Source organism: Streptomyces sp. NPDC024698, assembly GCF_055559015.1.
Genome location: NZ_JBVHLK010000002.1, coordinates 290503 through 303095 on the forward strand (window position 1 = coordinate 290503; position 12593 = coordinate 303095).

The window sequence follows — 12593 nt, forward strand, 5'->3', positions numbered from 1 at the left end:
ACCAGGGGGTTCCCCTGCTCCGGGACAGGCTCCCCGCGACCTATACGCGCCGCGTATACATGCCGTGTATACGCGGTGTGTAGAGTGCTCGGCATGTCCATCGGTCACACCCTTCTAGGGCTCCTGGAGTCCGGGCCGCGCCACGGTTACGACCTGAAGCGGGCCTTCGACGAGAAATTCGGTCACGACCGGCCGCTGCACTACGGCCAGGTCTACTCGACGATGTCACGGCTGCTGAAGAACGGGCTCGTCGAACTCGACGGGATCGAGGCGGGCGAGGGGCCCGAGCGCAAGCGGTACGCGATCACCGAGGCCGGGGTCACCGACGTGCAGCGCTGGCTCGCGACGCCGGAGACACCCGAGCCCTACCTCCAGTCGACCCTGTACACCAAGGTCGTCCTCGCCCTGCTGACCCGCCGGAACGCGAGCGAGCTCCTCGACACCCAGCGTTCGGAGCATCTGCGGATGATGCGCATGCTGACCGAGCGCAAGCGCAAGGGCGACCTCGCCGATCAGCTGATCTGCGACCACGCCCTCTTCCACCTGGAGGCCGACCTGCGATGGCTGGAACTGGCGGCCGCGCGTCTCGACAAGCTCGCCGAGGCGGTGACGGCCCGATGACCCCCGCCGCCGCTCCCCCGGGCTCCCTGCTCACGGCCACGGACCTGCGCAAGACGTACGGGCCGACCACCGCGCTGGACGGAGCCGCCTTCTCCATCCACCCCGGCGAGGTCGTCGCCGTGATGGGCCCCTCCGGCTCCGGCAAGTCCACCCTGCTCCACTGCCTCGCCGGCATCGTCACGCCCGACTCCGGCTCGATCACGTACGACGGCCAGGAGATGGCGACGATGAACGACGCACAGCGCAGCGCGCTGCGGCGTTCCGCCTTCGGGTTCGTCTTCCAGTTCGGCCAGCTCGTGCCGGAACTGAGCTGCGTCGAGAACGTCGCGCTGCCGCTGCGGCTGAACGGCACGGGCCGCAAGGAGGCCGAGCGCACCGCGCTGTCCTGGATGGAACGGCTGGAGGTCGACGACCTCAAGGACAAGCGGCCCGGCGAGGTCTCCGGCGGTCAGGGCCAGCGGGTGGCCGTCGCCCGTTCCCTGGTCACCGGTCCCCGGGTGCTGTTCGCCGACGAGCCGACCGGCGCGCTCGACTCCCTCAACGGCGAGCGCGTGATGGAGCTGCTGACCGACGCGGCCCGGTCGACGAACGCCGCCGTCGTGCTCGTCACCCACGAGGCGCGCGTGGCCGCGTACTCGGACCGCGAGGTCGTCGTACGGGACGGCAGGTCGAGGGACATGGAGCGGATCGTATGAGTGCCCGCCAGTGGTCCCGCGATCTCGCCATGGGCGCCAGGTTCGCGGTGACCGGGGGCCGTGAGGCCTGGGTGCGTGTCCTGCTGACGGCCGTCGGCGTCGGCCTCGGGGTCGCGCTGCTGCTGCTCACCACGGCGATCCCCAGCGCCCTGACGTCCCGGCACGAGCGGGAACGCGGCCGCAACGACATGACGTTCAGCTCGGTGATCAAGAAGAAGTCCGGCCGTACGTTGCTCATCGCGACGTCGGACACCACTTTCCGCGACGAGGACGTACGCGGCCGGATGCTCGAACCCGAAGGGGCGCGGGCGCCGTTGCCGCCGGGCGTGTCCTCGTTCCCCTCGGTCGGCGACATGGTCGTCTCGCCCGCTCTCGACCGGCTGCTGAAGTCTCCCGACGGCAAGCTGCTGCGCGAACGGCTCGGCTACCGCGTCAGCGGCACCATCGCGGACAGCGGGCTCGTGGGCCCGCACGAACTCGCCTACTACGCGGGCGCCGACAACCTGAGCGCGACCGGCGAGACCAACGGCCGCATCGAACGCATCGACTCGTTCGGGTACAGCGGGCCGTCGGAGGCGATGGACCCCATCCTCGTGTTGCTCGTGCTCATCGTCTTCGTGGTGCTGCTGATGCCGGTCGGCGTCTTCATCGCCGCGGCCGTACGGTTCGGCGGCGAGCGGCGCGACCGGCGGCTGGCCGCACTGCGACTGGTCGGCGCGGACGGACGGATGACGCGCCGGATCGCGGCCGGCGAGGCGCTGGCCGGAGCGCTGGTCGGGCTGGCACTCGGCGCGGGGTTCTTCCTGATCGGACGTCAGCTCGCGGGCCTGGTACTGGTCTTCAGGATCAGCGTCTTCTCCGGTGACCTCAACCCGACGCCCGGGCTGGTGGTGCTGGTGGCCCTCGCGGTCCCGTCCGCCGCGGTCGCGGTGACGCTCCTCGCGCTGCGCGGGGTCGTCATCGAACCGCTCGGAGTGGTGCGCACGGCGCGGCCGTCACGGCGCCGGCTGTGGTGGCGCCTGCTGCTGCCGCTGGGCGGCCTCGCGATGCTCTACCCGATGATCGGGCAGGGGCGGTCCAACGGGAACTTCAACCAGTACCTCGTCATCGGCGGCGTCCTGCTGCTGCTCGTCGGCATCACCGCGCTGCTGCCCTGGGTGGTCGAGGCGGTCGTCGCCCGGCTGAACTCCGGCGGCGTCGCCTGGCAACTGGCTATCCGCAGGCTCCAGTTGAGCAGCGGCACCGCTGCCCGCATGGTGAACGGCATCGCGGTCGCGGTGGCCGGCGCGATCGCCCTTCAGATGCTGTTCGCCGGCGTCGACGACGACTACACCAAGGTCAGCGCCCAGGATCTCGCCCGGGCCCAGATGTCCGTCCAGGTGCCGGCCGGGGTGCCCATGGCCGAGGCCGTCCGGCTGATGTCCCGGACCAGGGGCGTCACGCACACGACGGCCCTGGGACGGACCGAGATGGGCGACGGACGCGACGAGCCCGAGCAGCAGTCGACCGTGTCGGTCGGCGACTGCGCGGCCCTGCGGGAGGCGGCCCGGCTGCCCTCGTGCAAGGACGGCGACATATTCGCGGTGGGGGACGCCAAGTGGGACTCGTCCACCGCGAAGCTGAACAAGGCCGGCAAGAGGCTCTACTTCGACCCGTCCTTCGGTTCCGGCAGCAAGGGGAAGGAGATTCCGTGGACCGTGCCGATGGGCGTCACGCGGGCGGACTCGCGCAGGGACCCGTCCGGCGAGGAGCGCGGAGGCTTCCTGTTCACGCCCGGCGCGCTGCCCCCGCAGGCCGCTTCGACGGTGCGGGGAACGGTCTTCCTGCGGCTCGACGAGTCGGTGCCGGACGTCCGTGAGTTCGTCCGCAACAGCTCGGCACGACTCGACCCGCTGGCCGACCCCGAGACGTGGACGGCGACGACCCAGTCCCAGAAGTTCACGTCCATCCGCACGGGGCTGTCCGTCGGCGCGACCTGTGTCCTGCTGCTGATCGGCGCGAGCCTGCTGATCTCCCAGCTGGAGCAGCTGCGCGAGCGCAAGAAGCTGCTGTCGGCGCTGGTCGCCTTCGGCACCCGGCGCCGCACGCTGAGCCTGTCGGTGCTGTGGCAGACCGCGATCCCGATCGCCCTGGGCCTCGGCCTGGCCTCGGTCGTCGGGCTCACCCTCGGCACGGTCCTGCTCAAGATGACGGGCACCTCGGTGAGCGTGGACTGGGCGAGCGTGCTGTCGATGACGGGCATCGGCGCCGGGGTCGTGCTCCTGGTGACCCTGCTCAGCCTGCCGCCGCTGATCCGGCTGATGCGGCCGGACGGACTGCGCACGGAGTAGCGCGCCGGACGGACGCGGCGCACGCGGCACGCGCAGCGCACGCGGCGAGGCGCCGGACGGACGCGGCGGGACGCCGTCCGCGGCCGGTGGCCCTTCCCCTCCGGGAGGGGCCACCGGTCCGTGGTCAGATGCTGTACTCCTTCACCACACGGCGGACCTGCGCGAAGAGCATGCCCACGTTGACCGACTTGCGGCAGACGACGACGGCGACCACGTCCTGCTGGTCGCCCATGCGGATGAACAGATGCGTGAGGTTGTCGCTGTTGACCAGGATCTCCTGGAAGAAGTGCGTGTCGGACTCGATGCCGCGGCGCTCCTTGAAGACGTCCTCGATCATCTGGACCGTACGTCCCTGGAACAGGTCGAGGGTCGCGCCCGCGAGCAGGTCGAGGACCTCCGGCGGATGGTTGTCGACGGTCTCGTAACTCAGCAGCATCCCGGTCGACATGTCGACCGCTCCGGAGGCGAGGCAGTCGGGGGCGTCGGCGCGCAGTGATTTGACCAGGCCCATGATCTGGTCGGAGAACCCCGGTGTCATTCGCTTGGTGGCCATGGCGTCATGCTCCTTCGGTCGCGGTGTCGGCCGCGGCCCCGACGAGGGCGTCGGGTGCGGCGGGAGGTGCGGTGAGCGGAGCGGGCCCGGCCGGGGCCGCGAGCGGGTCGGGGCCGGTCCCGGTGAGGATCGATCCGATACGGCCGAGAGCCGGCCGGGTCCTTTCGTGGAGCTGTTCGAGGTCGATGCCCTCGTCGCCGAGGACGATCATCAGCGCGGTGTCACCGACCGCGTAGAAGGCCGCGAGACCCTGGCTGCCATAGGTCACGGTCTGCCGGAACGCGCCCCTGGCGGTCACCGCGGTCGCGCGGCGCGCGATGCCCAGGCCCGCGGCGGCGATCGCGGCGAGGCTCTCCGGGTCGATGGTGTCGGCGGTGTCGGCCGCGATCAGCATTCCGTCGGCGGCCGCCAGCGCCGTATCGGTGATTCCGGGGACCTGTTCCCGGAGTTCCCTCATTTCCCTGGCCAGTGCCTCATGATTCATGTATTGAACTCCCTGGTCGTTGTGCGCATTCGATCGATGACAGCTATGCGGATTCAGGTGCCGGATTCAGTTGCCGGAGTCCGCGGTCCAGATCCGGTGCCGCAGACGGAAGAATCCTTTCCAGCTCGCTCCGGTCCTTTCCGGGGCGAGGGTTTCGGTTATTCCGCTCGCTCCGGGTTCACGGCGGGGCAGCGAGGGGGCGTTCGCCCCGGGCTCCCTGCGGGGCAGCGCGGGGGCGATCCCCTCGGGCCGCGGGACGGGGTCCGGCGGGGGTCCGGGCGCCTCGGGCCGCGCGGCGGCCACCGCGCCCGACAGGGCGGAGAACACGTCGGGGTCCAGGGCCGGCGGGGCGCCGGGCGGCCGCTGCCGGAGCGTTCCGGTCGACAGGTCCCGCACGGTGACCCGGGGGGCGGAACCGGAGTCCGCGGGCAGTTCCAGCAGCCCCTCGCCGAGCATCCGGGCGATCCCGACCGTGACGGTGTAGACGCCGAGGCCGGTCGCGAAGGCGATGTCACGGGCGGTCCTGCGGCCGTCGGCGTGTGCCAGCAACTCCTTCTGCGGAGGCGGCAGTTGCTCGCGTAACTCGTCCGGCACCGGGCCCGGCACCGGGCGTTCCCGGTCCGGCCGTACGGGCCGCGGCAGGGCGGCGACGGCGGCCAACTTCCTCGCCGCGTCCTGGAGCAGCCGCGCGGGTGTCTCTCCGAGGTCGACCGGCGCGTACGGCTCGTAGGTGTCCTCGATCGGGCCGCACGCCTCCACGGCACCGGCCACGACGGCGAAGGCCGCGTCCTGCATCGCCATCATGCAGACGACGCGGAGCTGTGCCGCGCCCGCGTAACCGTGGGCGATCAGACCGGTCTCGGGCCACCGGGTGCCGCCGGCCTCGCGGAGCAGTTCGGCCCACTGCTCACCGCTGACGCGGCCCGAGCGCAGCAGCCGCGCCTCCGCGCCCGGGGCGCCCGGACTCTCGACGGCGACGACGCAGCCCTCCCGGAGATGGAAGACTCCCCCGGGCTTTCCGGACACCCGCAGTCTTCCCGTCGCCCGCGCACTGCGGCATTCGCTCAGCGCGTGCGACAGCAGGTCGTGTCCGACCCTGCCAAGGGAATCCCGATCGCCCGACATCACTCCCCTTGGAACCACCGGCACTTCGCACAGACGCCTGACGAGTCACCCTGAGGAGGTATGTGTATCAGCAGGGGTGGACGTCCCCGCGGGAGTCGCTCTACCTGACGGAAGTTGGAAATATCCGGGCTGCCGAGGGACTTCATCGGTCATCGAATGACCGACTCTGCACGGCAGTTCAGGCTCCCGCGCCCAACACCCTGACCGGCAGCGGCCGCAGGGCCTCGCGCAGGGCCTCCGCCAGTTCGCCGTACTCCGTGCTCCGCGCGGCACCCGACCGCATCGCGAGCGCGATCCTGCGGGTGGGCGCCGGCTCGGCGAAGTACCCGGTCAGGAGCTGATCGCTGCGGGTCGTCTCCACCTTGACGGCGGTGTTCGGCAGCAGGGTCACCCCGAGGCCGCCGGCGACGAGCTGGACGAGGGTCGACAGGCCCGCGGCGGTGGTGGTCACGGGGGCGTCCGCGCGCCCGGCCTCGCGGCAGATGTCCAGGGCCTGGTCGCGCAGGCAGTGGCCCTCGTCGAGCAGCAGGAGACGGAGTTCGCGCAGCGCCTCGCGGGGGATGCCCTCGCGGCCGCCGAGCCAGTGGTCGAGCGGGGTCACCAGCACGAAGTCCTCGTCGAACAGCGGGAGTTCGACGATCCCGGGCATGCCGAGGGGGACCGCGAGCAGCAGCAGGTCGAGCCGGCCGGCCGTGAGCCCCTCCAGCAGGGCGGCCGTCTGCTCCTCGTACACCTGGAGGTCGAGGTCGGGGTAACGGTCGTGGACGAGGCACAGGACGGTGGGCAGGAGATAGGGCGCGACGGTGGGGATGACGCCGAGGCGCAGCGCCCCGGTGAACGGCGCGCGTACCGCCTCCGCCTCCTCCATCAGGGCGCCGACCTCGTCCAGCACCGCCCTGGCGCGTACGGCGAGACGCTCACCGGCGGGCGACAGGAGCACCTTGCGGGTCGTACGCTCCAGCAGGGTCACCCCGAGGATCTCCTCCAGGGCGGAGACGGCTCCGGACAGCGCGGGCTGGCTCATGCCGATCGCGGCGGCCGCGTCACGGAAGTGCAGATGCTCGGCCACGGCGGTGAAGGCGCGCAGCTGCGCGAGGCTGGGGCTGCGGCGTCCGCCGCCCTTGCCGCCCGCCGCCCTGCCGGTGGGGCTCGCCATGACGGCACCTCTCCCTCGGGGCCGGTTCACCGGCCGTCACTGATAGCCATTCTCGATCAACACGACCGAGTGTAGCTATTTCCCGAATCAATGCTGCCTGTGCCACGATCGACATCGTCCATCCTCCAGGGCAATGCCCCCAAAAAGGGCTATCCCTATCTGCTAGGAGAGTTTGTGCTCACTGTCGGTGACAAGTTCCCCACGTTCGACCTGACCGCCTGCGTCTCGCTGGAGAAGGGCCAGGAGTTCGAGCAGATCGACCACAAGACCTACGAGGGCAAGTGGAAGATCGTCTTCGCGTGGCCCAAGGACTTCACCTTCGTGTGCCCGACCGAGATCGCGGCCTTCGGCAAGCTGAACGATGAGTTCGCCGACCGTGACGCGCAGGTGCTGGGCTTCTCCGGCGACTCCGAGTTCGTGCACCACGCCTGGCGCAAGGACCACGACGACCTGCGTGACCTGCCCTTCCCGATGATGGCCGACTCGAAGCACGAGCTCATGCGCGACCTCGGCATCGAGGGCGAGGACGGCTTTGCCAAGCGCGCCGTCTTCATCGTCGACCAGAACAACGAGATCCAGTTCTCCATGGTGACCGCCGGCTCCGTCGGCCGTAACCCCAAGGAGGTCCTGCGGGTCCTGGACGCCCTCCAGACGGACGAGCTCTGCCCGTGCAACTGGACCAAGGGCGAGAACACCCTCGACGCGGTCGCCCTCCTGGCCGGTGAGTGACCTTCCATGGCTCTCGACGAACTGAAGTCCGCCCTACCGGACTACGCCAAGGACCTGCGTCTGAACCTCGGTTCGGTCATCGGCAACAGCGACCTCGCGCAGCAGCAGCTGTGGGGCACCGTGCTGGCCTGCGCGATCGCCTCCCGCTCCCCGCGCGTGCTGCGTGAGCTGGAGCCCGAGGCGAAGGCGCAGTTGTCGCCCGCGGCGTACACGGCCGCGAAGTCGGCCGCCGCGATCATGGCGATGAACAACGTCTTCTACCGCACGCGGCACCTGCTGTCGGACCCGGAGTACGGGACGATGCGGGCCGGTCTGCGGATGAACGTCATCGGCAACCCGGGTGTGGAGAAGGTCGACTTCGAGCTGTGGTCGCTCGCCGTCTCCGCGATCAACGGCTGCGGCCAGTGCCTCGACTCGCACGAGCAGGTGCTCCGCAAGGCGGGCGTCGACCGGGAGACGATCCAGGAGGCGTTCAAGATCGCCGCTGTGATCCAGGCCGTCGGCGCCACGCTGGACGCCGAGGCGGTCCTCGCCGCGTAGTTCTCGCGCGCACCGGGCGGCCCCAGGTCCGCTCACGCACAGGGCCCCGCCCACCTTCACGGTGGGCGGGGCCCTGTGCGTCGCCGCTCGACATCCGTCACCGCACCGAACGGCTGCCCGAAGGCCGCTCCGGCGTCCGCCGGTTGCCCCGGGGCCGCCGCCGGGTCAGCCTCTGTGGGCCGGGGACGCGTCCACCGCGGTGGCGCCTCTGGGTTCGGGCGCATGGCGCAGATCCGCCTCGCTCGCGTACGAACGCAGGTACGCGACCACCGTGTTGGTCACCGCCACCAGCGGCACCGCGACGACCGCTCCGCCGATGCCCGCGATCATGCCGCCGGCGGCGACCGAGAGGACCACCGCGAGGGGGTGGACGCGGACCGCGCGGCCCAGGATGAACGGCTGAAGGATGTGGCCCTCGATCTGCTGGACGGCGAGGACCCCCACGAGGGTCATGAGGGCGATGAAGACGCCCTGGGTCACCAGCGCGACCACCACCGCGAGCGCCCCGGAGATCACCGCGCCCACCAGCGGGATGAACGCGCCGAGGAAGATGAAGACGGCGAGCGGCACCGCCATGGGCACCTTGAGGACGTAGATGATGATGCCGATGCAGATCGCGTCGATCAGGGCGACGATCACCGTGCCGCGGACGTACGCCGTGAGCGTGCGCCAGGCGCGCGGGCCCGCGCCCGCGACCCCGGGCCGGGCGGCGGCCGGGACGAGCTTGAGCGTCCACTCCCAGATCCGCTTGCCGTCGTAGAGCAGGAACAGCGTCGAGAACATCGTGAGCAGGATGCCCGTGAGCGCCTCGACCACCACGGTCACGCCCTGGAGGCCCGCCGAGGTGATCTGGTCCGTGTTCGCGCCGATCGCCTCGCGGAGATTCTTCGCGATCTTGTTGATCTGCTTGTCGGTCACGTGGAACGGGCCTCTGAGGAGCCACTTGCGCAGCTCGTCGATGCCGTCCTGGATCTGGTTGGAGAGGTTGTCGATGTTCTCCTGGACCTGCCAGACCACGAACCAGCCGATCAGCCCCATGATGACGAAGCCGAGGATCGCGGTGAGCGCGGTCGCGAGCCCGCGCGGGACCCGGTGACGCGTCAGCCGGGCCACCGTGGGCTGGAGCAGCGCGGTGATGAGCAGCGCGGCCACGAAGGCCAGCACCACCAGTTGTACGGCGCTGATGACCCGCATCAGCACCCAGACGGTGCCCGCGAGGATGAGCAGCCGCCAGCCGGCCTCGGCGGCGACGCGCACTCCCCACGGCACGGCGAGGGCGGGGTCGGGTCGGTGGTGCTGCGGTGCGTGCGCGTACGCCGCGGCCTTCTCCTCGGCGGGGCGCTGGACCGGGAGCGCGGAGGCGTCGGCGTCGGGCGCCGGCGCCTCGGGGGTCCCGGAAGCCGGGAGGAGGGCGTCGGAGGCGTCGACGGAGGTACGCGCGCCGAGGCCGTCCTCGCCGTCGAGGGGGCCTTGCGACTCCTTCTCGACCTCGGCCCGGCGTTCGTCCAGCCGTTCACCGAGTTCGGTGAGTCCGGCGCCGATCCGGCCGATCCATCCTGGTACACGCGACATGATGCGTCCTTTTCCCCCGCTGCTCCCCACCACTCCCCCCTGGAGTCGTCGGGTCCGACCGTACATGGCCGAAGCCCCTCCCCCTAGGACGGGGAGGGGCTTCGCAAGGTTGAGCGGCCGGTGAAAGGCGCGGAGCCTAGTACCAGCTGTTGGCCTGCCAGAACGACCAGGCGTCACAGGGACTGCCGTAGCGGCTGTTCATGTAGTTGAGGCCCCACTTGATCTGTGTGGCCGGGTTCGTCTGCCAGTCGGAACCGACGGACGACATCTTGGAACCGGGCAGAGCCTGGAAGAGACCGTAGGCACCCGAGGAGGCGTTGACAGCCCGGTAGTTCCAGCTCGACTCGTGGTTCACGATGTTGCTGAAGCACTGGAACTGACCGCTCGGCACCATCTGGGCCGCCATCGCCTGGATCTGCGCGACGGTGTACGAGGCCTGGACGGAGAAGCTGGAGGCGTCACGCGTCGCGGAGCGGCTGGCCGTTTCCGCGGCCGCCTTGCGCTCCTTGGCTTCCTTCTCCGCCTTCGCCGCAGCCTTCTGCTTGGCGACGGCGTCGTCGGCCGCCTGCTTGCGTGCGGCTGCCTCCGCGTCCTTCTTGGCGCTCGCGTCGGCGGCGATCGCCTGGGCGTCGGCCTGCTGCGTCAGGGACGCGGTCTGCACCTGGGCCTGCTGGCCCGCAGGTATGTCAGCGAGGAGAGTCGAGTCGCTCGCCGTCGCCTCGGCATCGTTCGAGGGCTGGGCGACGCTGCCCGAGGCAACTCCGACCACGCTTCCGACAGCGGTGACCGCGGTGGCCGAAGCCACTGCGAATCCCCGGACCGAAATCCGGCTCACACGGTTTCCTTCCAGCATCGCCCGTTTAGGTGACCCTCGCGGACGCAATCGTGCCCCTCGGCGCTGGCCTCCCAACTGCGGGGTCACGGGGAGACACGGGCCCGGTGGGCAACTCCCGCTCGGGGAGCGCCGCGTGGTGCGCGGGCGGCATACGACGGCTCTATGGAGTTCTGAGGTTCCGGTGTTGCCGTACCGCTGGGGATACAGCTGTGTCGTATGCGGGGCCTGACAGGAGTGAGACTCTAGCCGTAACCCGGCTCCGCGCGGCAATTCCGTGTCGCGTGTGAAAGCTCACACCCCGTTTGCCACAGCTGTTTCCTGGAAACGCCAGCGCAGCAAGACGCCGCCCGGCTAGGCTTTTCGCCTTTGCCGGACGGCGCCAACCAGCGTGTATCCACCACCCTTTGACCAGGTGGTACAGCCGGGGTCAGATCTGCCCGTCCTCCAGCATTTCGGTCACAAGGGCCGCGATCTGGGACCTCTCGGAACGATTCAGGGTGACGTGCGCGAAGAGCGGATGGCCCTTCAACTTCTCTACGACGGCGACCACTCCGTCGTACCGCCCGACCCGCAGATTGTCCCTTTGTGCCACGTCATGGGTCAGAACGACCCGCGAATTGGCCCCGATACGGGACAGAACGGTCAACAGCACGTTCCGTTCCAGGGACTGGGCCTCGTCCACGATCACGAACGCGTCGTGGAGGGAGCGGCCCCGGATGTGCGTGAGCGGCAGGACCTCCAGCATGCCGCGCGCGGTGACCTCCTCGATGACGTCACGACTGGTGACCGCGGAGAGCGTGTCGAAGACCGCCTGGGCCCAGGGGCTCATCTTCTCGGACTCGGAGCCCGGCAGATAGCCGAGCTCCTGCCCGCCCACCGCGTACAGCGGCCGGAAGACCATCACCTTCTGGTGCTGACGGCGTTCGAGGACGGCCTCCAGGCCCGCGCACAGCGCGAGCGCGGACTTGCCGGTGCCGGCCCGGCCGCCCATCGACACGATCCCGATGTCCGGATCGAGCAGCAGGTCCAGGGCGATGCGCTGCTCGGCGCTGCGCCCCTTGATGCCGAACGCCTCCCGGTCGCCGCGCACGAGCCGGACGTTGCCGTCGGCGGTGACACGGCCGAGGGCCTTGCCGCGCTCCGACTGGATCGTCAGCCCCGTGTGCACGGGCAGGCGGGCCGCTTCGGGGACGTAGACGTGCCCCTCCTCGAAGAGGATGTCCACCTGTTCGCCGGCGAGGCTCAGTTCGGACATCCCGGTCCAGCCGGAGGAGCCCGTGATGGCGAGTTCCGCGCGGTACTCCTCGGCGAGGAGACCCACGGAGGACGCCTTGATCCTGAGCGGCAGGTCCTTCGAGACGACGGTGACGTCGAATCCCTCGGCCTGAAGGTTGCGGGCGACCGCCAGGATGCGGGAGTCGTTGTCCCCCAGGCGGTACCCGCTGGGCAGGACGCTGGGGTCCGAGTGATTGAGCTCGACGCGTACCGTCCCGCCGAGGTCCCCGACGGGGATCGGGGAGTCAAGGCGGCCGTGCCGGACCCGGAACTCGTCGAGCAGGCGCAAGGCCTGCCGGGCGAAGTAGCCGAGTTCGGGATGGTGCCGCTTGGCCTCCAGCTCCGTGACCACGACGATCGGCAGCACGACTTCGTGCTCGTCGAAGCGGCTCAGGGCATTCGGGTCGGCCAGCAGGACGCTGGTGTCGAGAACATAGGTGCGCCGGTCTGGCGTGCGGCGCTTTGTGCTGGTCACCACGGAAGGACGTACCCCCTCGGATGAGGTCGGGGAGCGACGAAGGAGATCTGGACCGGTTCGCGGCACCGATGCACGGGCCGAGAACCGGCCCTCCGCTTCGTCCGTGCTGACCGCACGATCGGGCTGGTGCAAAGGGCCTCCCGGGCGGACGGCCCCGTGCCGTCCGCTGAGATACGACACCCGTGGTTCGGGCATCGACC

Annotated in this window: 12 protein-coding genes; 5 read left to right on the forward strand and 7 right to left on the reverse strand. The window is 70.3% G+C overall.

What is annotated here, in order from left to right:
* Positions 1–93 precede the first annotated feature (93 nt).
* From ACZ4AA_RS05735 to ACZ4AA_RS05745, 3 genes are read left to right on the forward strand one after another with little or no spacing between them, the layout of a single operon-like run.
* Positions 94–621: a PadR family transcriptional regulator gene (locus ACZ4AA_RS05735; protein ID WP_467595918.1), complete on the forward strand. Its 528-nt coding sequence runs from the start codon at positions 94–96 to the stop codon at positions 619–621.
* Positions 618–1316 (forward strand): ABC transporter ATP-binding protein, encoded by a 699-nt coding sequence (locus tag ACZ4AA_RS05740; RefSeq protein ID WP_467595920.1) that lies wholly within the window; start codon positions 618–620, stop codon positions 1314–1316. Before ACZ4AA_RS05735 ends, ACZ4AA_RS05740 begins: the two co-directional genes overlap by 4 nt.
* On the forward strand, positions 1313–3646 hold the full coding sequence (locus ACZ4AA_RS05745; protein WP_467595923.1) for an ABC transporter permease: 2334 nt from the start codon (positions 1313–1315) through the stop codon (positions 3644–3646). The genes ACZ4AA_RS05740 and ACZ4AA_RS05745 overlap by 4 nt, the downstream gene beginning before the upstream one ends.
* 124 nt (positions 3647–3770) lie before the next feature.
* Here the strand turns inward: ACZ4AA_RS05745 and ACZ4AA_RS05750 are convergent, their stop codons facing one another.
* The 4 genes from ACZ4AA_RS05750 to ACZ4AA_RS05765 all read right to left on the reverse strand — a co-directional run bounded on the left by ACZ4AA_RS05750 (position 3771) and on the right by ACZ4AA_RS05765 (position 6964).
* The gene (locus ACZ4AA_RS05750; protein WP_467595926.1) at positions 3771–4199 is read right to left on the reverse strand and encodes a hypothetical protein; all 429 of its coding nucleotides are present in this window, start codon (positions 4197–4199) and stop codon (positions 3771–3773) included.
* A gap of 4 nt (positions 4200–4203) precedes the next feature.
* A complete protein-coding gene (locus tag ACZ4AA_RS05755; RefSeq protein WP_467595929.1) occupies positions 4204–4683 on the reverse strand; it encodes a roadblock/LC7 domain-containing protein in 480 nt (159 codons plus the stop codon).
* A 66-nt stretch (positions 4684–4749) separates the two neighbouring features.
* Positions 4750–5709 carry a MarR family transcriptional regulator gene (locus ACZ4AA_RS05760; protein WP_467595934.1) on the reverse strand — a complete coding sequence of 320 codons (960 nt, stop codon included), beginning with the start codon at positions 5707–5709 and terminating at the stop codon, positions 4750–4752.
* Positions 5710–5986: 277 nt separating this feature from the next.
* Positions 5987–6964, reverse strand: coding sequence for a LysR substrate-binding domain-containing protein (locus tag ACZ4AA_RS05765; RefSeq protein ID WP_467595937.1), 978 nt, complete (start codon positions 6962–6964; stop codon positions 5987–5989).
* A gap of 174 nt (positions 6965–7138) precedes the next feature.
* Here ACZ4AA_RS05765 and ACZ4AA_RS05770 point away from each other — a divergent pair, with 174 nt between their 5' ends.
* Both ACZ4AA_RS05770 and ACZ4AA_RS05775 read left to right on the forward strand, forming a co-directional pair.
* Positions 7139–7693 carry a peroxiredoxin gene (locus ACZ4AA_RS05770; RefSeq protein ID WP_467595940.1) on the forward strand — a complete coding sequence of 185 codons (555 nt, stop codon included), beginning with the start codon at positions 7139–7141 and terminating at the stop codon, positions 7691–7693.
* Between the two features lie 6 nt (positions 7694–7699).
* Positions 7700–8233 (forward strand): alkyl hydroperoxide reductase, encoded by a 534-nt coding sequence (locus ACZ4AA_RS05775; protein WP_467595943.1) that lies wholly within the window; start codon positions 7700–7702, stop codon positions 8231–8233.
* Positions 8234–8398: 165 nt separating this feature from the next.
* On the opposite strand, the gene ACZ4AA_RS05780 is transcribed toward ACZ4AA_RS05775, so the two are convergent.
* The 3 genes from ACZ4AA_RS05780 to ACZ4AA_RS05790 all read right to left on the reverse strand — a co-directional run bounded on the left by ACZ4AA_RS05780 (position 8399) and on the right by ACZ4AA_RS05790 (position 12393).
* Positions 8399–9805 (reverse strand): AI-2E family transporter, encoded by a 1407-nt coding sequence (locus ACZ4AA_RS05780; RefSeq protein WP_467595945.1) that lies wholly within the window; start codon positions 9803–9805, stop codon positions 8399–8401.
* Positions 9806–9941: 136 nt separating this feature from the next.
* Complete coding sequence (locus ACZ4AA_RS05785; RefSeq protein WP_467595948.1) at positions 9942–10658, reverse strand: aggregation-promoting factor C-terminal-like domain-containing protein; 717 nt, start codon at positions 10656–10658, stop codon at positions 9942–9944.
* 409 nt (positions 10659–11067) lie between these two features.
* Positions 11068–12393: a PhoH family protein gene (locus tag ACZ4AA_RS05790; protein ID WP_467595951.1), complete on the reverse strand. Its 1326-nt coding sequence runs from the start codon at positions 12391–12393 to the stop codon at positions 11068–11070.
* Positions 12394–12593: the final 200 nt, after the last annotated feature.

Coding starts and splice junctions, on each gene's coding strand:
- ACZ4AA_RS05735 (WP_467595918.1), top strand. CDS start 94: ATGTCCATCGGTCACACCCTTCTAGGGCTCCTGGAGTCCGGGCCGCGC.
- ACZ4AA_RS05740 (WP_467595920.1), top strand. CDS start 618: ATGACCCCCGCCGCCGCTCCCCCGGGCTCCCTGCTCACGGCCACGGAC.
- ACZ4AA_RS05745 (WP_467595923.1), top strand. CDS start 1,313: ATGAGTGCCCGCCAGTGGTCCCGCGATCTCGCCATGGGCGCCAGGTTC.
- ACZ4AA_RS05750 (WP_467595926.1), bottom strand. CDS start 4,199: ATGGCCACCAAGCGAATGACACCGGGGTTCTCCGACCAGATCATGGGC.
- ACZ4AA_RS05755 (WP_467595929.1), bottom strand. CDS start 4,683: ATGAATCATGAGGCACTGGCCAGGGAAATGAGGGAACTCCGGGAACAG.
- ACZ4AA_RS05765 (WP_467595937.1), bottom strand. CDS start 6,964: ATGGCGAGCCCCACCGGCAGGGCGGCGGGCGGCAAGGGCGGCGGACGC.
- ACZ4AA_RS05775 (WP_467595943.1), top strand. CDS start 7,700: ATGGCTCTCGACGAACTGAAGTCCGCCCTACCGGACTACGCCAAGGAC.
- ACZ4AA_RS05780 (WP_467595945.1), bottom strand. CDS start 9,805: ATGTCGCGTGTACCAGGATGGATCGGCCGGATCGGCGCCGGACTCACC.
- ACZ4AA_RS05785 (WP_467595948.1), bottom strand. CDS start 10,658: ATGCTGGAAGGAAACCGTGTGAGCCGGATTTCGGTCCGGGGATTCGCA.